The sequence below is a fragment of the Paracoccus sp. S-4012 genome (assembly GCF_009674885.1).
Lineage (GTDB): Bacteria > Pseudomonadota > Alphaproteobacteria > Rhodobacterales > Rhodobacteraceae > Paracoccus.
In genome coordinates, this window is record NZ_WKKA01000003.1 from 207,463 (window position 1) to 230,416 (window position 22,954).

The window sequence follows — 22,954 nt, forward strand, 5'->3', positions numbered from 1 at the left end:
CGGCCGCATGCAAGCAAGAGGGGGCGGCCCGATGGCGTCACGGCGCAAGAAAGTCTACGAGGGCAAGGCCAAGATCCTCTACGAAGGGACCGAGCCGGGGACCCTCATCCAGTATTTCAAGGATGACGCCACCGCCTTCAACGCCCAGAAGAAGGCCGTGGTCGATGGCAAGGGCGTGCTGAACAACCGCCTGAGCGAGTTCTTCATGGTCGGCCTCGGCCAGATCGGCGTGCCGACCCATTTCATCCGCCGCATCAACATGCGCGAGCAGCTGATCCGGCAGGTCGAGATCATCCCGCTGGAGGTGATCGTGCGCAACTTCGCCGCCGGGTCGCTGTCGAAGCGCCTCGGCATCGAGGAGGGCGAGCCGCTGCCGCGGCCGATCGTCGAATACAGCTACAAGAACGACGAGCTCGGCGACCCGATGGTCAGCGAGGAATACATCATTGCCTTCGGCTGGGCACAGCAGCAGGACCTCGACGATATCGTGAGCCTCGCGCTCAGGGTGAACGACTTCCTCTCGGGCGTGTTCTACGGGGTCGGCATCAAGCTGATCGACTTCAAGATCGAGATCGGCCGCATCTGGGACGGCGATTTCATGCGCCTCGTGGTGGCCGACGAGATCAGCCCCGACAGCTGCCGGCTGTGGGACATGAAGACCAGCCGCAAGCTCGACAAGGACGTGTTCCGCCGCGACCTCGGCAACCTGACCGACGCCTATACCGAGGTCGCGCGCCGTCTCGGGCTGATGCCGGCGCAGGCGCAGAACATGACGAAGCCCACGCTCATCAACTGATCCTCGGAAAGGGAGGCCTCCCATGGCCGACGACCGCCTGCGCGCCCGCGTCACCGTCATGCTGAAGGAGGGGGTGCTGGACCCGCAGGGCGAGGCGATCCGCCACGCGCTCGGCGTCCTCGGCTTCCGCGGCGTCGAGGCCGTGCGGCAGGGCAAGGTGATCGAGCTGGACCTCGCGCCGGGAAACGCGCGCGCGGATGCCGAGGCTGAGGTCGCGCGGATGTGCGAGGCGCTGCTGGCCAACACCGTGATCGAACGCTGGCAGGTCGAGTTCGTCTGACGCCTGCGGGACATGCGAAGGGGCCGCGCGAGTGGATCGCGCGGCCCCTTTCCTTTGCCTGCCGGTCAGTTGTTCAGCAGATCCGTGATCCGGCGCACCGCGACGCGGCGGTTCTCGCGGATGTCGCCCTCCTGCGGCACGGCGAGGAAGCGCTCGCCATAGCCCTGCACGATCAGGTTCTCGGGCGGCACGTCGAAGTATTCCGTCAGCGCGAGCGCGAGGGACTCGGCCCGCCGGTCGGACAGCGCCAGGTTCATCGCCTCGCCGCCTACGGTGTCGGTATAGCCCTCGACCAGGAACACTTCGGCCGGGTTCGCCGCGATCATCCCCGCGAGGGTGCTGCCCAAGGCCGCCAGCTGCCGCGCCTGGTCGGGCCGGATCGCGGCCGAGGCGGTGTCGAAGGTGATCGAGTCGATCGAGATCGGCGCCACCAGATTGCGGACCTGCGCGATGTTGCGGATCTGGGTCAGCGAGAAGCTGCGGTTGATCGCCGCTTCCTGCCGCAGGGCGTCGCGCAACTCCTCGGTCGTGGCCGAGGGCGAGACCACCACCGGGCGCGCCGCCGGGGGCAGGGCCGCGAGCTCGACCGGTGCGACCGGCACCGCCTCGTTGACCAGGTCCACGACGCTGCCGTTCGGCTGGATCAGCGTCCGGCGCAGCACGCGCAGCTGCGCGTCGCGGATCGTGACCACGCGGCTGCCATCCTCGCGCGAGACGATGGTGCGCGAACTCCCGTCCGAGAAGTTCTCGGTCGAGACCCGCGCGCCGGGCGTCAGCAGCAGCGCGTCGTCGTTGCGCCAGACCTGCTGGCTGCCGTCCGGGGCCACCGTGACCACCCGGTCGCCGGTGTTCAGCGCCACGCGGTTCTGGTTCTGCAGGATGGTGCCCACGGCATAGGCGCCGAGGCCCGCGATCAGCAGGTTGCGGAGCGTGTTGTCATCGTCGTCATCCTCGGCCACCGTGGTCGGCGTCTGGCCTGGCGGGGTGGCGGGCGTGACGACCACGGGGTCGTTCGCGACCGGCTCGCCCGAGGGGCCGACCGGGGTCGGCGTCGTGGAAGCCTGCCCGCCCGTCACCACCGGCGCGTTCTGCGCGGCGGCCACGGCCTGCGCGATGCTGGTGCCGAAATCTTCGGCCGAGGAGCGGGCGCTTTCCGGCGTCACGACGACCGAGGTCGCGTTGTCGGACAGTTGCGCCGGAGCGAGCAGCGCCGCGGCGACCGGGGCGAGGGCCGCGGCCGCGGCGAGGGCGGCCGCGTCGTCGCCATCGTCGGTCGGGGCTTCACTGCCGGCAGCGGCAGTGGCTTCAGCCGCGGGCGCGACCGGCTGCGGCTGCTCAGGGGACTGCGCCTGCGACTCCGGCGCGGCTTGGGGCTGCGGCTCGGCGGGCGGCGGGGCGGCGGCCGCCACGGTCGCGAGCGCATCGGCGAGTGCCGACTGCTCCTCCTTGCTCACCTCCACCGGCTGCGGCGCCTCCGGTTGCCCGGTCGAGGCGGCGAGCGCCTGCGCAGCGGCTGCCTCGGGGGCCGCGGGGGCGGAGGCTGAGGCCTGACCCGCGGCAGGCTGCTCCTCGCCCTGCGCTGCCGCGAGGGCGGCGGCGAGGTCGTCTTCGGCGGCCGCAGGGGCGGGCGCGGCCTCGGCCTGCTGCCCGGCAGGCGCCACCGGCGCCGGCTCGGCGGCGGGTGCGTCAGCTTTGGCCTCGCCCTCCGCGGCAAGCGCGGCCGCGAGATCGCCCTCGCTGGGGCCCGCGTCGGGCGCTGCCGGCTGGGCCGGGGTATCGGGACTGGCGGCGACTTCCGGCGCAGGTTCGGGTGCCGGGGCCGCGGCGGCCCGGGTCGGCGGCTCGGGCGTCTCGACCGGCGTCTCGGGCTGCGGCGCGGGCGTCGCGGCGGTCACCGGGGCCGCAGGCTCGGCAGTCGCTTCCGGCGCGGCGACCGGGGCAGGGGCCTCCGCCGCTACCTCAGGGGCGGGCTCGGGGGCAGGCTCAGCCGCAGCCTCAGGCGTGGTCTCGGGCAGGATCACCGGTGCGTCTGCCTGCGCCAGCACTTCTGCCTCCGGTGCAGGCTCGCTCGTGACCTCTGGCGCCTCGGCGGCCAGGGCCGCGGCCAGCTCGCCCTCGCCCGGTCCAACCGCCGCCACAGCGGCATCGGCTGCGCCACCGGCGTCCGGCGCGGGTGCCGCCATGGCCGCCCCGGCGATGGCGTTCGCCACCTGCTCGTCCTGCTCGTTGCGCGGCGCGAGCGCGATCTCACCCGACTCGCTGATCCGCACCGCCATTCCCGACGGCGTCTTCAGCGCCACGTCATCGGCGCAGGGGCGGGCCGAATCGTCCATGCAGGTCAGCTGGTCGGCCGTCAGCCCGTTCGCGATCTCGCGGGCCAGCGCCGCGGCGAGATGCGGCTGGCCTTGCGTGGTCTGCGCCTGCAGCTGCTCGAACTCGGCCTGCGTCAGCGCGGTCTCGGCCATTGCGAAGTTCGGTGCGACGAGGCTCAGCGAAGCGGCGAGCGCAGTGGTGGAACGGAAGATGCGGCTCATGGGACGAAGTCTCCTCGGATCGTGCCCGGACGTTTGTGCGACAGTAACCTGACGCCTCCGGACGGGTTCCCCACATGGTCGTGACGGTGATGACAAACACCTGAGGATTGCGTGATCGCGGACCGCGGCCTATGGACCTGCCGAAACGAGGAGAACCCGCCATGAACGCCCCGACCGACACCGCCGCCTTGCCGAAGCTCAAGGCCAAGGACGCCCCCGACCTCGGCCGCTTTGACTGGGAAGACCCCTTCCGCATGGAGGACCAGCTGTCCGAGGAGGAGCGGATGCTGCGCGACGGCGCCCGCGCCTATGCGCAGGAGAAGCTGCAGCCCCGCGTGATCGAGGCCTATCGCGACGAGAAGACCGACCCGGCGATCTTCCGCGAGATGGGCGAGATGGGCCTTCTGGGCGTGACCGTGCCCGAGGAATACGGCGGCCTCGGCGCCTCCTACGTGGCCTATGGCCTGATCGCCCGCGAGGTCGAGCGGATCGATTCGGGCTACCGCTCGATGATGTCGGTGCAGTCCTCGCTGGTGATGTATCCGATCTATGCCTACGGGACCGAGGCGCAGCGGCAGAAATACCTGCCGAAGCTCGCCTCGGGCGAGTGGATCGGCTGCTTCGGCCTGACCGAGCCCGACGCCGGCTCCGACCCGGCGGGCATGAAGACCGTCGCCCGCAAGACCGACAGCGGCTATGTGCTGAATGGCAGCAAGATGTGGATCTCGAACTCGCCGATCGCGGATGTGTTCGTGATCTGGGCCAAGTCCGAGGCGCATGGCGGCAAGATCAAGGGCTTCGTGCTCGACAAGGGCACGAAGGGCCTTTCCGCGCCGAAGATCGACGGCAAGCTTTCGCTGCGCGCCTCGATCACTGGAGAGGTCGTCATGCAGGATGTCGAGGTCGGCGAGGACGCGCTGCTGCCCAACGTCGAGGGGCTGAAGGGGCCGTTCGGCTGCCTCAACCGCGCCCGCTACGGCATCAGCTGGGGCGCCCTCGGCGCGGCCGAGTTCTGCCTGCACGCCGCCCGCCAGTATGGCCTCGACCGGCACCAGTTCAAGCGGCCCTTGGCGCAGACGCAGCTCTACCAGCTCAAGCTCGCCAACATGATGACCGAGATCGCGCTCGGCCTGCAGGGCAGCCTGCGGGTCGGGCGGCTGCTCGACGAGGCGCAGGCGGCGCCGGAGATGATCTCGCTCGTCAAGCGCAACAACTGCGGCAAGGCGCTCGAGATCGCCCGCTGGGCGCGCGACATGCACGGCGGCAACGGCATCTCGGAGGAGTTCCAGGTGATGCGCCACGCGCAGAACCTCGAGACGGTCAACACCTACGAGGGCACGCATGACGTCCACGCGCTAATCCTCGGCCGCGCGATCACCGGGCTGCAGGCGTTCTTCTGATCCGCAGGGGCGGCCAGCCGTCCCCGCCACGACACAGACCGAACGCGGCGCGCCAAGACGCGCCGCGTTCTTCTTTGCTTTCCGGCATCAGGCGCTTACACGAGCGCAACCGCGGCGGATGCCCCGCCCTGACCAGCCGAAGGCCCGCATGACGCCCATTACAACGACCGACGACCTCGCCGCCTTCTGCGCCGAGGCCAAGCGCCACCCCTATGTCACCGTCGATACCGAGTTCCTGCGCGAGCGGACCTATTACTCGAAGCTTTGCCTGATCCAGATGGCCCTGCCGCCCGCTTCGGCGGGCAAGCAGCCGGGCGGCCCCGCGGTGCTGGTCGATCCGCTGGCCGAGGGGCTGTCGCTGGAGCCGCTCTACGGCCTCTTCCGGCACGAGGCGACGGTGAAGGTGTTCCACGCCGCCCGACAGGACCTCGAGATCTTCTTCCACGACGCCGGGATCTTCCCGACGCCGCTCTTCGACACCCAGATCGCCGCGATGGTCGCGGGCTTCGGCGAGCAGGCGGGCTACGAGACGCTGGTCAAGCGCATCGCCAGACAGCCCCTCGACAAGTCCTCGCGCTTCACCGACTGGTCGCGCCGCCCGCTGACCCAGGCGCAGATGGAATATGCGCTCGCCGATGTGACGCATCTGCGGGCGATCTACGAATATCTCGCGGCGCAGCTGGAAAAGACCGGCCGCGGGCCATGGGTGGCCGAGGAACTCGCCGTCCTCACCGACCCCGAGACCTACATCACCCGCCCCGAGGAAGCCTGGCAGCGCATCCGCACCCGCAGCGGCTCGCCCCGCTTCCAGGTCGCGCTGCAGGAGCTCGCCGCCTTCCGCGAACGCTTCGCCCAAGGCCGCGATGTGCCGCGCTCGCGCGTTCTGAAGGACGACGCGCTGATCGAGCTGGCCTCGACCCGGCCGCTGACCGAGGAAGACCTCGGCAAGTCGCGCCTGCTGCTGCGCGACGCCCGGAAGGGCGAGATCGCGAATGGCATCCTCGAGGCGCTGAACCGCGCGGCGGCGGTGCGCGATCTGCCGAAGCCCGAGCCCTCCGAGCCCGGCGTCCCCGGCAATCCGGCGCTGTCGGACCTGCTGCGCGTGCTGCTCAAGGCCAAGTCCGACGAGGCGGGCGTCGCCCCCCGCCTGATCGCCTCGGCGGCGGAACTCGACGCCCTCGCCTCCGGCACGCGCGACCTGCCGGTGCTGAGCGGCTGGCGCGGCGAGGTTTTTGGGCGCGACGCGCTGAGACTGGCCGAGGGGCGGGTCGCGCTCTCGGCGCGCAACGGTTCGGTGCGCGTGGTCGAGATCGACTGAGGCCCGCAAGGGGGCGGCGGTAGGCCCGGCAGGATTCGAACCTGCAACCAAGGCGTTATGAGCGCCCTGCTCTGACCGTTGAGCTACAGGCCCGCCGCATCCACAGCCGTCGCAAAAGCGGGTTTGCGGGTCAAGCGAAACCGGCCTATCAGGCCGCGACGAAGCGCATCGAGGGGCGGGATCATGGCCGAAACCGGGGGCAGGGGGATCAGCTACCGCGACGCGGGGGTGGATATTGACGCGGGCAACGCGTTGGTCCGCCGTATCGCTCCTGCCGCGGCGGCGACGGCGCGGCCGGGCGTGATGTCGGGCCTCGGCGGCTTCGGCGCGCTGTTCGACCCGCGCGCCGCAGGCTTTGCCGACCCGGTGCTGGTCGCGGCGACGGACGGCGTCGGCACCAAGCTCCGCATCGCGATCGACACCGGGCATCTCGACGGCATCGGCCAGGACCTCGTGGCGATGTGCGTCAATGACCTCGTCTGCCAGGGGGCCGAGCCGCTGTTCTTCCTCGACTATTTCGCCACTGGGAAGCTGGAGGTCGAACAGGCCGCGCGCGTGGTCGAAGGGATCGCGCAGGCGTGCCGCGCCGCCGGCTGCGCGCTCATCGGCGGCGAGACGGCCGAGATGCCGGGCATGTATCACGGCGACGACTTCGACCTTGCGGGCTTCGCGGTCGGGGCGATGGAGCGCGGGACGGCGCTGCCCTCCGGCGTCGCGGCGGGTGACGTGCTGCTCGGCCTCGCCTCGGACGGGTTGCATTCCAACGGCTTCTCGCTGGTCCGCCGCGTGGCGCTCGCGGCCGACATGGGGTGGGAGGACACTGCGCCCTTCGCCGACACCACGCTCGGCGAGGCGCTGCTCACGCCGACCCGGCTCTATGTCCGCCCGGTGCTGGCGGCGCTGAAGGCGGGCGGCCTGCACGCCGCCGCCCATATCACCGGCGGCGGCATCACCGAGAACCTGCCGCGCGTCCTGCCGGCGGGGCTGGGGGCGGAGGTGGACCTCGGCGCGTGGAAGCTGCCCGGCGTGTTCGCATGGCTGCGCGAGGCGGGCGGGATTGCCGAGGCCGAGATGCTCAAGACCTTCAACGCGGGCATCGGCATGATCCTCGTTGTCGCCGAGGCACGGGCCGAGGCGCTGACTGCGCTGCTCGAGGCCGAGGGCGAGCGCGTCCAACGTCTCGGCCGCGTGGCCGAGGGCGAGGGGGTCAGCTACCGCGGCGCCCTGGGGTGAAGCGCGTCGCCATCCTGATCTCCGGCGGCGGCTCCAACATGGTGAAGCTGGTCGAGAGCATGACCGGCGACCATCCCGCCCGCCCGGTCCTGGTGCTGTCGAACGACCCCGAGGCCGCCGGGCTGTCCCGCGCCGCGGCTCTCGGCGTGCCGACCGCCGCCGTCGATCACCGCCCCTTCGGCCGCGACCGCGCCGGTTTCGAGGCGGCGCTGCTCGAACCGCTGGAGGCGGCCGCCTCGGACCTGATCTGCCTCGCCGGTTTCATGCGGATTCTCACGCCCGGCTTCGTCGCCCGCTTCCAAGGCCGGATGCTGAACATCCATCCCTCGCTGCTGCCGAACTACCCCGGCCTCGACACCCACGCCCGCGCACTGGCCGCGGGAGATGCCGCGGCGGGCTGCACGGTGCATGAGGTGACGACCGAACTCGACGGCGGCCCGATCCTCGGACAGGCGCGGGTACCCGTGCTCCCCGGCGACACGCCCGAGACGCTTGCCGCGCGCGTGCTCAAGGCCGAGCACCGCCTCTACCCAGCCGTCCTGCGCCGCGCCGCCTCCGGCGACCGCACCCGCCTCGACCTTCCCGCTTCGCCTTGATCCAAATATCCCACGGGGGTCCGGGGGTGTGAAACCTCCGGCAGCTACGGCAGCCACAAGGCGGCCAGCGCCGCCGCCGGGTCGTCTGCCCCCCAGATCTCCGGCCCGAGCGCGATGAAATCCGCCACCGGCCGCAGCGCCGCGATCAGCTCGGCGTCGATGGCGCCCTCGGCCACCACCGGCACCTCGATCATTTCCGACCACCAGGCGAAGAGGTCGAGCGGCGCCGTCTCGCCCGGACTCAGCGCCGAGGCTCCGACCGGCCCGAAGCTGACGTAATCCGCCCCCGCCTCGCCCGCCGTCATGCCCTCGTGGCGCGAGGCGCCGCAGAAGGCGCCGACGATGGCGTCCGGGCCCAGCAACTTGCGCGCCTCGCGCACGCCGCGCGCGCCGTGGGTCAGGTGGACGCCGTCGAGGCCGTGGGGCTGGACGAGGGCGATGTGGTCCTCGATCAGCACGGCGATGTCGCGGGCATGGGCGATCTCGCGCGCCATGTCGGCGAGGCGGCCGAGCTCGGCCGCATCGTCGCCGGCGCGGATGCGCAGGCAGGCGACGGGGGCGCGGTCCAGGACCTCGGCCAGCAGCGGCCCCAAGGCCGCGGCGGCGGCGCCCGAGGGCGTGACCAGATAGAGCTGCGGGCCGTCGCCGTCCTCGGCGGTGGGGGGCGTCTGGGGCATGGGGTCCTCGCGGGTTGCCGCGCCTCCTAGCGCAACGCCGCCGGGCTTGGCCAGAGCCTCAGCCCGGCCCGCCTGTGCGCACGGCCCGCTCGCAGGCCGCGGCGAGCGACTTGCGGTCATGGCCCGCGACCGGCACCGGCTCGTGCAGCGTGACCGTCACGCTGCCCTGCGGCGCCTGCGCCAGCACCGCCAGCAGGTGCGGCCGCAGCTCCATGTCCCCCCACCAGCCGTAGAAGCGCGGGTCGCGCACCGGCGGGGCCTCGTAGCGCACGCTCACCGGCTGGAGCGCGAGGCCGGCCGGCAGGGCGGGGTCGAAGAAGCCCTGAAACAGCGTCGGCTTGAAGGGCAGCACCCGCCGCCCGTCGGTGGAGGTGCCCTCGGGGAAGAACAGCAGCCGGTGCCCGGCGCGGGTGCGGGCGGCGAACTCGGCCGCCTGGGCGCGGGCGAGGCGGGGGTCGCGGACGACGAAATGCGTGTCGGTCACGCGGGTCAGCAGGTTGATGCCGGGCCAGCCGGCGACCTCGGCCTTGGAGACGAAGAAGACCGGCATGGCGGCGTTCAGCACGAAGATGTCGAGCCAGCCCGTGTGATTGGCGACCGCCGCCCCCGGCGCGTTCATCGGCTTCCCGACGCGCCGCCAGCGGAGGCCGAGGATGGCGAGGCAGAGGCGGCAGACGCCCTGAACGAGCGGTCCGCTCAGCGGGCGGCGCGGACCGGCGAAGGGCCGCTCGACCAGCCGCAGCAGCAGGAGGGCCGCGACGCCGAGGAGCAGCACGAGAAGGATCGCCACCCCCCGCAGCACCGCGCGCAGCGTTCCGGTAACACCTAGCACCGGCTGCAATGGCGGCGGCTCGCCGCCGCGCCAGGGCTGGCCGGGGCGGAGGGTCGAGGCAGAAGGCTGCGCGGGGGCGGCCTCGTTCATGGCGCTCCGCGCCGGGTGGTGTAGAAGCCGCGGTGGCGCTCGGACATGGCGGCGGTGTCGACGAGCATCAGCACGTCGGTGGTGTTGAACGCGCGGTCGATGAAGGCGCCGTCGCCCACCGCGCCGCCGAGGCGCAGATAGGCCCGGATCAGCGGCGGCATCGCGGCCATCGCATCGCGCCGGTCGAGGGCCTCGGGCGCGATCAGGTCCATCCGCTGACGCCCCTCCTCGCGCGCCACGGGGCGCAGGCCGGGGGGCGCGAGGTGGTGGTGGTGCAGCCAGGCCAGCGGCTGGGCGAGGCGCGCGGCATCGGTGCCGTGGAACGAGGCAACGCCGAACAGGATCTCGATCCCGCAGGCCAGCACATAGTCGGCAAGCGCGTTCCACATCAGGAACATCCCCGAGCCGCCTCGATACTGCGGGTCCATGCAGGACCGCCCCAGTTCCAGCAGCCGCCGCCCCGAGGCGCGCAGCGGCGCGAGGTCGTATTCGCCATCGCAGTAGAAGCGCCCGAAGGCCTCGGCCTGCGCCTCGGTCATCAGGCGGTAGACGCCCACGACATGCTCGGCCTGCGCCGGATCGCGCCTGCGGTCGATCAGCAGGAGGTGGTCGGTGGCCTCGTCGAATTCGTCGCGCTCCAACCCCTCGGCGTGGTCGACCAGCGGGCCGTCGCCGCCGAGCTCCTGCACGAAGACGCGGTAACGCAGCCGCGCCGCCGCGCGGCGGTCGGCATCGGAGGCGGCGAGCCGGACCTCGAAGGGGACGGGCGGGGCCTGGGCGGTCACTTGGGCGTCGCTCGCTCCTGTGGTCGCGCGTGGGCCCCCCTCTAGGCCAGCCGCGGCCGCCAATGCAAGCGCGCGGCGCGGGATGGACATTGCCGCGGGCCGTCCGATGCCTCACAGTCGCGCGAGGAGCAATGCAAGGCGAGGGTCATGCCTGAAATCCGCGAGCAATTCGACGGCCAGACCGTCATCTGCACCTTCGACGTCACGCCCGGCAGCGCCCAGGACGTGCTCGAGCTGCTGACCGCCGCCTATTCGGAAGTGATCTCGCGTCAGCCCGGCTATCTCGGCGGCGCGATCCATCTCAACGACGCGCAGACGCGCATCTGCACTTATTCGCAATGGCGGGCGCGGGCCGACTACCAGGCCATGCTCCGCAACCCGGAGATGCGGGTCCGCAACCGCGCCATCAACGAGCGCGCGCGCAGTTTCGAGCCGGTGATGTACGAGGTCGCCTCGGTCCACGCGGCCCAGCAGCGGGCGCACTGACCGCATGGGACGGATCGTCACGGTGGCCCAGCAGAAGGGCGGATCGGGCAAGACCACGCTGACCGCGAACCTCGCCGTGGCGGCGCGCGCGCGGGGGCTTTCGGTCGCGGTGATCGACACCGACCCGCAGGGCAGCCTCGGGCGGTGGTTCATGGAGCGGCTGGGCGCGCGGGGCGAGGACGAGGGCTTCGACTTCGCCACCGCCTCGGCCTGGGGCGCGGCCTACGAGGCCGAGAAGGTCGCCCGCCGCGCCGATCTCGTCCTGATCGACACGCCGCCGAAGATCGACGCCGACCTGCGCCCGGCGCTGCGCGCGGCCTCGCTGGTGCTGGTGCCGGTGGCGACGAGCCAGGTTGACCTCTGGGCGACGGAGGGGGTGCTTGACCTCGCCCGGCGCGAGCGGCGGCCCTGCCTGATCGTGCTGAACCGCTCGCGCCCCGGAACGCGGCTTGCGGCCGAGATCGCGGCGGCGGCCGGGAGCCTCGGCGCGCTCGTGGCCCGGACGCGGATCGGCAACCGCGTGGCCTATGCCGAGACGATGGGCCGCGGGATGGCGGTGGCCGATGGCGGCGCCGGGCCCGCCGGCGGCGAGGTGGAGGAGCTGCTGGACGAGGTGCTGGCAGCAGCCGAGGGATAGGCGCCGGGGAGGCGCCAGAGTTGACCTGAAGAGGAGGACCGACAGCGATGATCCGCGCCCTGATCTTGATGACGGCCCTTGCCGCCCTTGCCGCGCCCGTGGCGGCGCAGGACAGCCCGGCCCCGGCAACCCCGTTGAACCCCGCCTCGAACCCGGCGGCGGGCGATGCCGCCGCCGCGGCCGCCCCGCGCGTTGGCATCCGGCCGGAGATCGCCGCGGTGACCTACACCACGCCCCAGGGCGAGACGGTGACGATCTCGCGCGACCAGACCCCCGGCGCCGTGCTGGAGGGGGACTGGACGCTGATCGGCCACGACTGCCCGCCCTTCTGCATCCAGCCCATGGAGCCCGCGCCGGGCGTCGAGACGATCGGCGAGTTGGAGCTGCTGCAGATGATGGAGGCGGGGAACGCCACGCTCGTCGATGGCCGCACGCCCGACTGGTACGCGGGCGGGACCATCCCCGGGGCCATCAACATTCCCTTCACCCAGGCCATCGAGCGTCTCGCCGAGCTCGGTTGCGAGCCGGATTTCGACGGCGAGTTCGACTGCGAGGCGGCGCGGGACGTGATCCTCTTCTGCAACGGCATCTGGTGCGGCCAGTCGCCGACGGCGATCCGCGCCATGATCGACGCCGGCTTCCCGGCCGAGCGCATCCACTACTACCGCGGCGGCATGCTCGCTTGGCGGCTGCTGGGCCTGACCGTCGCGGGCGGCGGCCAGCCTGCGCCGGTCGATCCGCTCGCGGCGCAGGAGGTGACGCCCGAGGACGCGGGCGAGCTCGGCGCGGCGCAGGAGGGCGCGGCGGCGGACGACGTGCCGCAGAACGCCGGCCAGGAGGTGCCGGACGGTGTCATCACGCCCGCCGAGAACCCGGTGGTCGAGGGCACGACCGAGGAAGCGGACGAGAGCGGTGCGGCGCCCGTCGAGGGCACGGCCGGGAACTGACCGGCCCGCCCGCGGCTTCGGACCGGATGTCGGGTCCGCGCCGGACCTGCGAGCGGGGGGGTGCCATCCACCCCGCGATGGGGGAGGGAACCACCATGACGATCCGTGTCCTATCCGCTGCCGCATTTGCCGGGGCGGGGCTGCTCTCGGCCTGCGTGCCGGTCGCGGTCCCCGCGCCGCCGCCGGTGGTCGTCGTCCCGAATATCGGGACGCCGCCCGCCGACGCCTGCAACAGCGCCGCCTACCAGCAGTTCGTGGGGCAGCGCTCGCCCGGGATCACGCTTCCGCCGGGGACGGACGTTCGCCACTATCGCACCGGCGATGCGGTGACGATGGATTACAGCGCCGAGCGGATCAATTTCGAGTACGACCGCCGCGGTGTGCTGGTCCGCGTGAGCTGCGGCTGAGGGTTCGCGCTACTCGCGGGTGCAGCGCGCCGGCGGGGACGAGTGACCGCAGGCTGCCCCTTCGGTCACTCCGCGCAAAGGGCGTCAAGCAACTCGCGGGTGCCATGGATATCGTCGGCGATGGCGGCGGCGGCGCCCTCGGCGTCGCGCGCCTGCAGCTTCGCCACGATCTCGCGGTGGCCGCTGACGAACTGCTCATGCGTGGGCTGCCGCGCGGCCTTCATGTGGTCCGACAGCAGCCGCATGTAGGGACCGTATTGCAGCCAGAGCGACTCGATGATCGGCACGAGCGCGGTCGAGCCCGCGGCGCGGTAGATGGCGAAGTGGAAATCCGCGTTGGCCTGCAGCATTTCCTCGACCTGCCAATCGCCCGCCGAGCGGGCATGGCTCTCCTCCAGCCGGACGAGGGCGTCGATTGCCGCACCGTCCATCCGCGTGGCCGCGAGGCGGGCCGCATGCGTTTCGAGCAGCAGGCGCAGCCCGACGAGATCGTCCAGCCGGCTCCGCGTCGCATCGGGAACATAGCACGAGCCGTTGGCCCGCAGATCGACCGCGCCCTCGGTCGCGAGCCGCCGCAGAGCCTCGCGTACCGGCATTGGGCTGGTGGCGAAGGTCTCGGCCAGCGAGGCCACCGTCAGCAGCGAGCCGGGCTCGAACCGCCCGGTGAGGAGCGCCTGCCGCAGCAGCGCGTGGACCTGATCGCCGACCGTGTTCCGCGCCCGGACCGGGCCAAGGGCGCGCGCCCGCCCCGGTGCCTCCCACGCGTCATCGCGCATTGAAGAACCTGCCGATGCGGTCCATCGCCTCGCCCAGCCGGTCGAGCGGCTGGGCCCCGAAGCAGATGCGCAGGTGATGCTCGCCCGTGGGGCCGTAGAAGCTGCCGGCCTCGACCACGACCCCGGCCTCGTCCATCAGCGCCTCGGCCGCGGCGCGGGCGGTCATGCCGGTGCCGGTGATGTCGGCGAAGGCGTAGATGGTGCCCTCGGGAGCGGCGCAGGTGATGCCCGGCAGCTGGTTCAGGCGCGAGACGACCAGATCGCGGGCGGCGCGGTCGGCCTCCAGCATCCGCTCCATCGGCTCGCGCGGGCCGGTCACGGCGGCGAGCGCGCCGTGCTGGACGAAGGTGTTGACGTGTGTGACCTCGTTGGTGGTGATCTTCATCAGCGCCGGGATCATGGACGGATCGGCCGCGAGATAGCCGACCCGCCAGCCGTCCATCGCCCAGGCCTTGGTGAACGCGAAGCAACTGATCGTCCGCTCGGCCATGCCCGGCAGCGAGGCGATCGAGATGTGGCGATTGCCGTCAAAGACGATCTCCTCATAGACCTCGTCCGAGAGCACGATCAGGTCGTGCTCGATGGCGAGCGCCGCCAGCTCCTCCAGTTCCTCGCGCGAATAGACCCGGCCCGTGGGGTTGCAGGGGTTGATCAGCGCGATCAGCTTCGTGCGCGGCGTGATTTTCGGCGCGATGAGATCGCGGCGGATGCGGAAGCCCGCGGCGGCATCGAGCGGCGCCGACACCACGCGCCCGCCGGCGAGTTCGATCTTGCCGATGTGCTGCGGGTAGTAGGGCTCGAGCAGGATCGCCTCGTCGCCCTGGTCGATCAGCGCCATGATCGCGGCGAAGCTCGCCTGCGTCAGCCCGTTGGTGACAAGGATGCCCTCGGCTCCGACGTTGATGCCGTTGTCGCGTGCCAGCTTCGCCGCGAGGGCCTCGCGCAGTTCCGGCAGGCCCTGCAGGTCGCTGTAATGGACATGGCCGGCCTCGATCGCGGCGATGGTGGCGGCCTTGATATGGGCGGGCGTGTCGTGGACCGGGCGGCCGAGTTCGAGGTGGATCAGATCGCCCCCTCTCGCGGCTGCGCGGCCCACCATGCCGAAGTCCTTGGCGGAGGTTTCGGTGATGCGGCGGGCGAATATCGTCATGGCTGTCCCTGATCGTGTTTGCTGGTGAGATCCGCGGCAAGCCGGGAGGCCGCCGCCTCGCCGAGATCCCAGTAAAGCCCGGCCATCAGCCCCTGGGCCTCTCTGGCGAGGGCGACGGGCAGATGCTCGTCGGCGGCGTGCTGGCGGCAGCTGGGGTAGGAATGGGGAATCCAGATCGTCGGCAGGCCGAGATCGGTGGCGAAGATGTCGTTCGGAAGCGAGCCTCCGATACCGGGCAGGATCGCCGGGGCCGCGCCGGCGGTCCGCTCGATCGAGCCCGCGACGAAGCCGACCCAAGGGTGGTCCGGGTCGAGGCGCGTGGGCAGGAAGATCGCGTCATGCGGTTCGTGCACCGTGACATGGCCGAAACCGGCCTCGGTCAGCGCGCGGCGAACGGCCGGAACCACCTGCGCCACATCGACGCCGACCGGGAACCGCAGCTGCAGCCGGGCGCGGGCGCGCGGCGGGATGGCGTAGAGCGGCTGGGCGAGGTTGCCGCATTCCATTTCCATCACCTCCAGGCTGCTGAAGGCGAAGACCTTCTCCTCGGGCGTCAGCCCCGGCTCGCCCCAGTCGCGGTCGATCGGCGGATCGTCAGCCGTCGGCGTGATCGTCACGCGCGAGAGGTGGCGGCGGACATTCTCGGGGATCGCCGCGGGGACCAGCTCGCGCACCCGGATCTCGCCGTGGCGACCGATCAGCGCGGTGATGGCGTGGCAGAGCTCGACGCCGGGATTGCTCAGCAACCCGCCCCAGTTGCCGGAATGCTGGAAGCCGTCGCGGGCGACGATCTCGATGTAGAACGACACCCCGCCGCGGGCGCCGAGAAACAGCGTCGGCCGGTCGAGCGCGAGGCGCGGGCCGTCGGAGGCGATCAGCAGGTCGGCGGCGAGCAACGCGGCGTTCTCGCGGCATATCTCGCGCAGGCCGGGGGAGCCCGATTCCTCGCCCATCTCGACAAGGTATTTCACGTTGAAGCCCAACCGCCCGCGGGTGGCGATCAGCGCCTCGAGGGCCGTGAGGTTGACGCAGAGCTGGCCCTTGTTGTCGGCCGTGCCGCGACCGAACCAGAGGCCGTCGCGCTCGGTCATCTCGAAGGGGCTGAGGCCCTCGGACCAGCCGTCGAGCCCCGCGACCACGTCGCCATGGCCGTATTGCAGGAACGTCGGCAGGCCCGCGCCTTCGATCCGCTCGGCATAGAGGCAGGGGCCGGGGGCGTCGGGATGGTCGAGGAGCCGCGTCTGGAAGCCGAGCGCGTGGAAGACGGGCGCGAGATCGGATTCGGCGAAGGCGGCGAGGCCCTCGCGCGCGCCGGGCAGGCGGCTCGCGGTCGGCCGCGCGACCCAGTCCGCCAGGCGGCGGGCGAAGGCGCCGGATGCGAGCGTCTCGCGGGCGGCGGCGATGGCGGTATCGCGGCTCATTCCGGCACCGTGAGGCTCTGCGGCTCGAGGTCGAAATGGCAGCGGACCCAGCCCTCGGCCACTGGCCGCAGCTCGGGATGGTCGCGTCCGCAGATGTCCTGGACATAGGGGCAGCGGGTGCGGAACGGGCACCCGGCCGGCGGGTTCGAGGGGTCCGGCAACTCGCCCGGTATGGGATGCAGCGCGCGGTCCACCGGGTCGAGGTCGGGCGCCGCGTCGATCAGCAACCGGGTATAAGGGTGCCTCGGGTCCGCGAAGAGGGTCTCGGTCGGCGCCAGTTCGACGATCTCGCCCAGATACATCACGCCGATCCGGTCGGCCATCAGCCGCACGACCGAGAGGTTGTGGGTGATGAAGAGGCTGGTGACGCCCAGCCGCGCCTGAAGATCGCGCAGCAGGTTCAGGATCTGCGCCTGCACCGAGACATCGAGCGCGCTCGTCGGCTCGTCGAGGATGACGAAGTCCGGCTCGCCCGCAAGCGCCCGCGCGATCGAGATGCGCTGTCGCTGCCCGCCCGAGAAATCCTGCGGATAGCGCCCGCCGGCCGAGGCGGGCAGGCCGACCTGGTCGAGGAGTTCGGCGACGCGGGCGGGCACCTCGGACGGGCGGCGCAGGCCGTGGGTGCGGATCGGCTCGGCGATGATGTCGGCGACCTTCCAGCGGGCGTTGAGCGACGAGAAGGGGTCCTGGAACACCATCTGCATGCGCGGTCGCCCGGCCGCGAAGGTGATGCGCCCGTCGGTGGGCGTGATCAGCCCGGCGATCATCCGCGCCAGCGTGGACTTGCCGCAGCCGCTCTCGCCCACGAGGCCCAGGACCTCGCCGGGGCGGATCGCCAGGTCTACGCCCCGGACCGCGCGCAGGCCCGCGGGGCGGCGGCCTGCGAGCCGGTCGAGCAGGCCGGCGGTTCGGCCGAAGGTCTTGCCAACCCCATGCAGTTCGACGGCGGCGGCGGCGTTCATGCGGTCACCTCGGCCGCGCGGGCGGCGTTGAGCGGATGGTGGCACGCGGCCAGCGCGCCCTGCATCGGCGTGAGTTCCGGTCGAATCTCGCGGCAGAGGGCGTCAGCCCGCGGGCAGCGCGGATGGAAGGCGCAGCCTGTCGGCAGATCGCCCACGCCGGGCATCTGGCCGGGAATGGCCGCGACCTGCATCCGCCCCGCAGCATCCGGCGCCGGCGTCGCGGCAAGGAGGCCGCGGGTGTAGTGGTGGCGCGGGGCGTGGAACAGCCTGTCGGTCGGCGCCGTCTCGACGATGCGCCCGGCATACATCACCGCCACCCGGTCGCACATCTTCGCCACCACGCCGAGGTCGTGCGTGATCAGGATCATGGCCGAGCCGGTCTCGTGATGCAGCCGCCGCAACAGCGTCAGGATCTGCGCCTGCACCGAGACGTCGAGCGCGGTCGTCGGCTCGTCCGCGATCACCAGTTCCGGCTCGGCGCAGAGGGCGAGCGCGATCACCACGCGCTGCCGCTGGCCGCCAGACAACTCATGCGGCGCGGCGTCGAGAACCCGCGGCGGGTCGGGCAGTCCGACCCGCTCGATCCAGTCGAGCGAGCGGCGGCGAATCTCGGCCCGGCTGAGCCGCAGATGGGCGCGCATGGTGTCAGCCATCTGCCGCCCGATCGTGAGGACCGGGTTGAGCGAGGTCATCGGGTCCTGAAAGATGAACCCGACGCGCCCGCCCCGGACGCGGCGCAGCTGGCGCGGCGTCATCCGGTCGAGGCGGTCAGCGCCGAGGCTGATCTCGCCCGCCGTGCGGCGCAGCGGCGGCGAGAGCAGGTCGATCAGGGCCGCGCCGGCGACGGACTTGCCCGCGCCGCTCTCGCCCACGATGCCCAGCACCTCGCCTGCCGCCACGTCGAAGGAGACGTTAGCCACGACGGGCACCGGCTGGCTGTCGCGGATCAGCGCGACCTCGAGGCCGCGGACGCTGAGCAGCGGGGTCATGACCGCCCCCTAAGGCGCGGGTTGTAGTAATCGCGCAGGTGGTCGCCGAGCACGTTGACCGCCACGACGAGGACCATCAGCAGCAGGCAGGGCCAGATCGCGATCCACCACTCGCCCGATTGCAGGTAGTTGGCCCCGTTGCGGATCAGCGCGCCGAGCGAGGGATGCGTTAGCGGGATGCCGATGCCGAGGAAGCTCAGCGTCGCCTCGGCGATGATGGCGAGGCCGAGGCTGGTGGTGGCGATCACGAGGACCGGGGCCATGACGTTGGGCAGGATGTGGCGGCCGATGATCGCGCCCGCGCTGCGGCCGGTGATGCGCGCCGCCGAGACATAGTCCTGGTTGCGCTCGACCAGCACCGAGGAGCGGATGGTGCGCGCGAACTGCACCCAGAAGGCGACGCCGATGGCGAGGATGACGATGGTCATGGCCTGCAGGGTCGAGCGCGCCTCGCCGATGGTGGCGTTGACGATCCCGTCGATGATCATCGCCAGCAGCAGCGCCGGATAGGCCAGCTGCACATCCGCGAGACGCATGATCAGCGCGTCGGTGCGCCCGCCCGCATAGCCCGCGACCAGGCCGAGCGCGCCGCCCAGGACGAGGCCGATCAGCACCGCGAAGACCCCCACGATCAGCGAGGTCCTGAGGCCGTAGGCCATGGCCGTGACCATGTTGCGGCCCTGATCGTCGGCCCCCAGCGGCATGACGGGGTTGCCGCCCTCCGCCCAGATCGGCGGCGTGAAGCTGTCCATGATCGACAGCCCGCCGAGCGAGAACGGATCGGGGGCGACCAGCGGCACCAGCAATGCGTAGAGGACCAGCACCACCAGCAGCACCGCGGAGAGGGCGGCACCGGGCGCGCCGCGCAGGGGCGCGAGACGGGGCAGGCGCAGCCTCATGCGTGGCGCTGCCGCAGGCGCGGGTCGATCAGCGGATAAAGCAGCTCGACCAGAAGGTTGATGACCATGTAAACGATCCCGACGAAGATCAGGTAGATGGCGATGACCCGGATGTCTGCGGCCTGCACCGACTGTAGGAACAGCGTGCCGATCCCCGGCCAGGCGAAGACGCTCTCGGTCACGACCGAGAAGGCGATGATGTTGCCCAGTTGCAGCGCCAGCATGGTGATGGTCGGCAAGAGCGCGTTGCGCAGCGCATAGACGAACCACAGCCGCGCCTCGCCGAGGCCGCGGGCGCGGGCGAAGCGGATATGCTCGCTGCGGCCGATTTCCATCAGCTGGGTGCGCAGCAGGCGGATGATGAAGGTCATCTGGAAGAGCGACAGCGTCAGCGCCGGCAGGATGATCGCATGCCAGCCGCTGCGGGTCAGCAGCCCGGTCTCCCAGCCGCCGAGAACGATCGTGGCCCCGCGCCCGAAGGACGGAAACCAGCCCAGCTGGACCGAGAAGATCGCGATCAGCAGGATGCCGACCACGAAGTTCGGCAGCGTGACCCCGGCGATCGAGACGAACATGATGGCGCGGGCGAAGCGGCTGCGGGGGAACACGCCGGTGTAGATGCCCGCGGGGATCGCCACCACGAGGCTGATCAGCAGCGCCACGGCGGCCAGCTCGATCGTCGCTGGCAGCCGCGCGGCGATCATGCCGGAGACCTCCTCCTGCGTGCGGTAGGAGATGCCGAGATCGCCCCGCGGCAGTCCGGCGAGGAACTCCGCGAAGCGCGCCAGCAGCGGCCGGTCGAGGCCCAGACGCTCGGTCAGCGCCTGGCGTTCGGCAAGGCTCGCGTCGGGCGGCAGCAGCAGGCCCAGCGGGTCGCCGAGCGTGTCGATCAGCATGAAGGCGATGAAGCTGATGATCAGGATCACCAGCAACGTCTGCAGGATGCGCTCGACCGCGTGCAGGATCATGTCGCCATGGTCTCGGCAAGGCGGGTGAGGAAAGCGGTGCAGTGCTCCATCTCGCTCACGGCGATGCTCTCGTCCGGCTGATGGGCGTCGGCGAGGCGTCCGGGGCCGATCACGACGCTGGGCACGCCGGCCGCGGCGAAGATGCCCGCCTCGGTGCCGTAGGGGGCCGCGCGGGCGGTGTCGCGGCCGAGCAGGTCGAGCAGCATCCGCTCGAGCGCCGCGTCGCCCATGGGCGCGAGGGGCGGGATGCGTGCGAGTTCGTCGAAGCGGATCGAGCAGGCCGGGTCCACGGCCCTCATCCGAGCCTCGATTTCCGCCGCCTTGCCGCGGAGCTCGGCCAGCACGTCGTCGAAGGACACGCCCGGGATCAACCGCATCTCCCAGAAGAACCGGCAATGCTCGGCCAGGATGTTGCCGTGGGTGCCGCCCTCGACCTGGTTGACCTGCAGGGTGGACCAGGGCGGATTGAAGGCCTCCATCCGCGGGCCGGTGGTCCGCATTCCCTCGTAGATGCCGGCAGCATGGGCGATCAGCTCGCCCGCGGCCATGACCGCATTGGCGCCGCGCTCGGGTTGCGAGGAATGCCCCGGCTTGCCGTGGACATGCGCCCAGCCGATGCAGCCGCCCTTGTGCGCTGTCACCAGCTCCATCCCGGTCGCCTCGCCGATCACCGCGAGGCGCGCGTCGGCGTTCGCGCCGAGCCATTCGGCCATGTCGCCGACACCGGTGCAGCCCACCTCCTCGTCATAGGAGAAGGCGAGCCAGACCGGCGCCTTGAGCGGCATCCGCGCGATCGCCGGCAGCACGGCGAGCGAGCAGGCGAGAAAGCCCTTCATGTCGGTGGCGCCGCGGCCGACCAGCGTCTCGCCGGTATCGCGCAGCGTCCACGGGTCGGCCGTCCAGGCCTGCCCGGTGGTCGGCACGACATCGGTATGGCCGCTGAAGACGATTCCGCCGGGGGCGTCCGGGCCGACCGCGATCAGCAGGCTGGCCTTGTCGCCCTCCGGGTTCGGGAAGCGCCGGCAGCGCCCCCCGAAATCCCCGGCCAGCCGCTCGACATGCTCGACGAGGGCGAGGTTGCTGTCGGCGCTGACCGTCGGGAAGGCGACCAGTTCCGCCAGCCGCCGGGTGAAGTCGGGCCGGAAGCTCATTCGGGCACCGTGAACCAGGCCAGCGGATAGCTGAGATCGGCGAGCTGCACGACCTCGACGCCCTCCTTCAGCCCCCAGAGGATCTGCAGCTGGTGCAGCGGGATGAAGGCATAGTCGTCCTTCAGCAGGCCGAAGACCTCGGCCAGCAGGGCCGCCCGCGCCTCGGGGTCCGTCTCGGCGCCGATCTCGGCCGTCAGCCGGTCCACCTCGGGGTTGGAATAGCCGCCGATGTTGAACTGGCCGCCGCCGGTCTCCTCGTTGCGGGTGACGGCGATCGAGGACAGGAACTGATGGCCGTCATAGGTGTAGGGCGCATAGCTCAGCATCGCGAGCGAGGTGTCGTAGCCCGGCGGGTTGATCTGCTGCGCCCAGCGGGCGGTCGGCTGCGCCCGCGGCGTCACCCGGATGCCGATCTCGCCCAGCATCGAGCCGACCGCGAGGCAGGTGGCCTCGTCGTTCATGAAGCGGTCGTTGGTGCAGTCGAGCGCGACATCGAAACCCTCGCCGTAACCCGCCTCGGCCATCAGCGCGCGGGCGCGCTCGAGATCCTGGGGCGGAGGGGTGTTCAGCGCGTCGGTCGAGCCCTCGACCTCCTTGCCGATCGGCAGCCCGACCGGGGTGGAATAGCCGCGCATGATGCGGCTCTGGATCGCGTCGCGGTCGATGGCCAGCGTCATGGCCTCGCGGACGCGCACGTCCTTGAACGGATTGCCCTCGACCCCGCCGCCATGGATCAGCGTGTCGCGCGCCACGTCCGGCTGGATATAGACCGTCCGCACATCGGGCGTCGCCGCGATCCGCAGCCCGTCGGTGTTCTCGATCCGCTGCGTGTCCTGTGGCGGGACGCCGTCGATCATCTCGACCTCGCCCGTGATCAGCGCCGAGACGCGGGTGGCCGGGTTCGGAATGACGAAGAAGGTGGCCTTGTCCACGTTGCCGGTGATCTGGCCCCACCATTCGGGCCGGGCCGTGAACTCGGTGCTCACGCCGGGGTCACGGGCCGAGATGACATAGGCGCCGGTGCCGTTGGTGTTGCGGTTGGCGAAGCTCTCGGTGGTGTTGTCGGCCTGGCCCGGCTCGGTCGCGCCGTTCGCCTCGGCCCATTCGCGGTCCATCATGAACCAGTTGACGATCTGGTTCGGCAGGATCGGATTGGGCAGGTCCGAGAGGAAGCGGACCGTCAGGTCGTCCACCTTCTCGATGCTCGCGACCTCGGCCAGATGCGAGGCCATGCCGCCTTTCTTGGCACGCTCGAACGAGAACACCACGTCATCGGCGTTGAAGGGGTTGCCGTTCGAGTAGGTCACGCCCTCGCGCAGCTTGAACTCCCAGGTGTTGGGATCGACCTGGGTCCATTCCGTCGCCAGCACCGGCTGCAGCGACAGGTCGGGGCCGCGCTGGACCAGCGGCTCGTAGACGTTGCGCAGCACCGCGAAGACCAGCGTGTTGGAGATGGCATGCGGATCGAGCGTGTAGGCGTCGAGGGGGCCGGCGAAGCGGAACTTGGCCGCGGAGCCCGCGGCGGGCAGCATCAGCGCCAGCGAGGCGGAGGCCATCATCAGGGAAAGACGCGATCTCATCCGGGCATCCTCATGGGGGCGGTTCAGAATGATGATCATT

At 71.3% G+C, this 22,954-nt stretch carries 23 protein-coding genes and 1 tRNA gene; 10 read left to right on the forward strand and 14 right to left on the reverse strand.

What is annotated here, in order from left to right; all coding sequences use genetic code 11:
* Nucleotides 1-31 precede the first annotated feature (31 nt).
* Nucleotides 32-796 (forward strand): phosphoribosylaminoimidazolesuccinocarboxamide synthase, encoded by a 765-nt coding sequence (gene purC / locus GI374_RS06405; protein ID WP_154336193.1) that lies wholly within the window; start codon nt 32-34, stop codon nt 794-796.
* Nucleotides 797-833: 37 nt separating this feature from the next.
* The gene (purS, locus tag GI374_RS06410) at nt 834-1,076 is read left to right on the forward strand and encodes a phosphoribosylformylglycinamidine synthase subunit PurS (RefSeq protein ID WP_154336284.1); all 243 of its coding nucleotides are present in this window, start codon (nt 834-836) and stop codon (nt 1,074-1,076) included.
* Between the two features lie 65 nt (nt 1,077-1,141).
* Here the strand turns inward: purS and GI374_RS06415 are convergent, their stop codons facing one another.
* Nucleotides 1,142-3,610 (reverse strand): OmpA family protein, encoded by a 2,469-nt coding sequence (locus tag GI374_RS06415; protein ID WP_154336194.1) that lies wholly within the window; start codon nt 3,608-3,610, stop codon nt 1,142-1,144.
* Between the two features lie 161 nt (nt 3,611-3,771).
* Here GI374_RS06415 and GI374_RS06420 point away from each other — a divergent pair, with 161 nt between their 5' ends.
* Together GI374_RS06420 and rnd are read left to right on the forward strand one after the other, a co-directional pair.
* Nucleotides 3,772-5,010, forward strand: coding sequence for an acyl-CoA dehydrogenase (locus GI374_RS06420; protein ID WP_229582767.1), 1,239 nt, complete (start codon nt 3,772-3,774; stop codon nt 5,008-5,010).
* A gap of 148 nt (nt 5,011-5,158) precedes the next feature.
* Nucleotides 5,159-6,328, forward strand: coding sequence for a ribonuclease D (gene rnd, locus GI374_RS06425; RefSeq protein WP_154336195.1), 1,170 nt, complete (start codon nt 5,159-5,161; stop codon nt 6,326-6,328).
* A 20-nt stretch (nt 6,329-6,348) separates the two neighbouring features.
* Here rnd and GI374_RS06430 read toward each other — a convergent pair.
* Nucleotides 6,349-6,421 (reverse strand) — tRNA-Ile (locus tag GI374_RS06430).
* A 90-nt stretch (nt 6,422-6,511) separates the two neighbouring features.
* Here GI374_RS06430 and purM point away from each other — a divergent pair.
* Nucleotides 6,512-7,561 carry a phosphoribosylformylglycinamidine cyclo-ligase gene (purM, locus tag GI374_RS06435; protein WP_154336196.1) on the forward strand — a complete coding sequence of 350 codons (1,050 nt, stop codon included), beginning with the start codon at nt 6,512-6,514 and terminating at the stop codon, nt 7,559-7,561.
* The gene (gene purN / locus GI374_RS06440; protein ID WP_370515178.1) at nt 7,558-8,157 is read left to right on the forward strand and encodes a phosphoribosylglycinamide formyltransferase; all 600 of its coding nucleotides are present in this window, start codon (nt 7,558-7,560) and stop codon (nt 8,155-8,157) included. Before purM ends, purN begins: the two co-directional genes overlap by 4 nt.
* Before the next feature lie 44 nt (nt 8,158-8,201).
* Here the strand turns inward: purN and GI374_RS06445 are convergent, their stop codons facing one another.
* Genes GI374_RS06445 through GI374_RS06455 form a run of 3 tightly spaced genes read right to left on the reverse strand, consistent with a single transcriptional unit; the run spans nt 8,202 to nt 10,541 of the window.
* Nucleotides 8,202-8,834 (reverse strand): thiamine phosphate synthase, encoded by a 633-nt coding sequence (locus GI374_RS06445; RefSeq protein ID WP_154336197.1) that lies wholly within the window; start codon nt 8,832-8,834, stop codon nt 8,202-8,204.
* A gap of 58 nt (nt 8,835-8,892) precedes the next feature.
* Nucleotides 8,893-9,756, reverse strand: coding sequence for a 1-acyl-sn-glycerol-3-phosphate acyltransferase (locus GI374_RS06450; RefSeq protein ID WP_154336198.1), 864 nt, complete (start codon nt 9,754-9,756; stop codon nt 8,893-8,895).
* On the reverse strand, nt 9,753-10,541 hold the full coding sequence (locus GI374_RS06455; RefSeq protein ID WP_370515180.1) for a GNAT family N-acetyltransferase: 789 nt from the start codon (nt 10,539-10,541) through the stop codon (nt 9,753-9,755). Before GI374_RS06455 ends, GI374_RS06450 begins: the two co-directional genes overlap by 4 nt.
* A 147-nt stretch (nt 10,542-10,688) precedes the next feature.
* Here GI374_RS06455 and GI374_RS06460 point away from each other — a divergent pair, with 147 nt between their 5' ends.
* The 4 genes from GI374_RS06460 (at nt 10,689) to GI374_RS06475 (ending at nt 13,018) form a co-directional block, all read left to right on the forward strand.
* On the forward strand, nt 10,689-11,027 hold the full coding sequence (locus GI374_RS06460; protein ID WP_154336200.1) for an antibiotic biosynthesis monooxygenase: 339 nt from the start codon (nt 10,689-10,691) through the stop codon (nt 11,025-11,027).
* Between the two features lie 4 nt (nt 11,028-11,031).
* A complete protein-coding gene (gene parA / locus GI374_RS06465) occupies nt 11,032-11,664 on the forward strand; it encodes a ParA family partition ATPase (RefSeq protein WP_154336201.1) in 633 nt (210 codons plus the stop codon).
* 47 nt (nt 11,665-11,711) lie between these two features.
* Nucleotides 11,712-12,611: a rhodanese-like domain-containing protein gene (locus GI374_RS19760; RefSeq protein WP_370515181.1), complete on the forward strand. Its 900-nt coding sequence runs from the start codon at nt 11,712-11,714 to the stop codon at nt 12,609-12,611.
* 95 nt (nt 12,612-12,706) lie between these two features.
* Nucleotides 12,707-13,018: an I78 family peptidase inhibitor gene (locus tag GI374_RS06475; RefSeq protein ID WP_195759855.1), complete on the forward strand. Its 312-nt coding sequence runs from the start codon at nt 12,707-12,709 to the stop codon at nt 13,016-13,018.
* Nucleotides 13,019-13,083: 65 nt separating this feature from the next.
* Here GI374_RS06475 and GI374_RS06480 read toward each other — a convergent pair whose 3' ends face one another.
* Genes GI374_RS06480 through GI374_RS06520 form a run of 9 tightly spaced genes read right to left on the reverse strand, consistent with a single transcriptional unit; the run spans nt 13,084 to nt 22,914 of the window.
* Complete coding sequence (locus GI374_RS06480; RefSeq protein WP_154336203.1) at nt 13,084-13,794, reverse strand: GntR family transcriptional regulator; 711 nt, start codon at nt 13,792-13,794, stop codon at nt 13,084-13,086.
* Nucleotides 13,784-14,944, reverse strand: a complete 1,161-nt coding sequence (locus GI374_RS06485) for a pyridoxal phosphate-dependent aminotransferase (protein ID WP_154336204.1) — start codon at nt 14,942-14,944, stop codon at nt 13,784-13,786. Before GI374_RS06485 ends, GI374_RS06480 begins: the two co-directional genes overlap by 11 nt.
* Nucleotides 14,941-16,365, reverse strand: a complete 1,425-nt coding sequence (locus GI374_RS06490; RefSeq protein WP_154336205.1) for a M20/M25/M40 family metallo-hydrolase — start codon at nt 16,363-16,365, stop codon at nt 14,941-14,943. Before GI374_RS06490 ends, GI374_RS06485 begins: the two co-directional genes overlap by 4 nt.
* Nucleotides 16,362-17,327 (reverse strand): ABC transporter ATP-binding protein, encoded by a 966-nt coding sequence (locus GI374_RS06495; RefSeq protein ID WP_154336206.1) that lies wholly within the window; start codon nt 17,325-17,327, stop codon nt 16,362-16,364. The genes GI374_RS06490 and GI374_RS06495 overlap by 4 nt, the downstream gene beginning before the upstream one ends.
* Nucleotides 17,324-18,316 (reverse strand): ABC transporter ATP-binding protein, encoded by a 993-nt coding sequence (locus tag GI374_RS06500; protein ID WP_154336207.1) that lies wholly within the window; start codon nt 18,314-18,316, stop codon nt 17,324-17,326. Before GI374_RS06500 ends, GI374_RS06495 begins: the two co-directional genes overlap by 4 nt.
* Nucleotides 18,313-19,215 carry an ABC transporter permease gene (locus tag GI374_RS06505; RefSeq protein WP_154336208.1) on the reverse strand — a complete coding sequence of 301 codons (903 nt, stop codon included), beginning with the start codon at nt 19,213-19,215 and terminating at the stop codon, nt 18,313-18,315. Before GI374_RS06505 ends, GI374_RS06500 begins: the two co-directional genes overlap by 4 nt.
* Nucleotides 19,212-20,183: an ABC transporter permease gene (locus GI374_RS06510; RefSeq protein WP_154336209.1), complete on the reverse strand. Its 972-nt coding sequence runs from the start codon at nt 20,181-20,183 to the stop codon at nt 19,212-19,214. Before GI374_RS06510 ends, GI374_RS06505 begins: the two co-directional genes overlap by 4 nt.
* Nucleotides 20,180-21,334 (reverse strand): acetylornithine deacetylase, encoded by a 1,155-nt coding sequence (gene argE / locus GI374_RS06515; protein WP_154336210.1) that lies wholly within the window; start codon nt 21,332-21,334, stop codon nt 20,180-20,182. Before argE ends, GI374_RS06510 begins: the two co-directional genes overlap by 4 nt.
* On the reverse strand, nt 21,331-22,914 hold the full coding sequence (locus tag GI374_RS06520; RefSeq protein ID WP_195759856.1) for an ABC transporter substrate-binding protein: 1,584 nt from the start codon (nt 22,912-22,914) through the stop codon (nt 21,331-21,333). Before GI374_RS06520 ends, argE begins: the two co-directional genes overlap by 4 nt.
* Between the last annotated feature and the right edge of the window lie 40 nt (nt 22,915-22,954).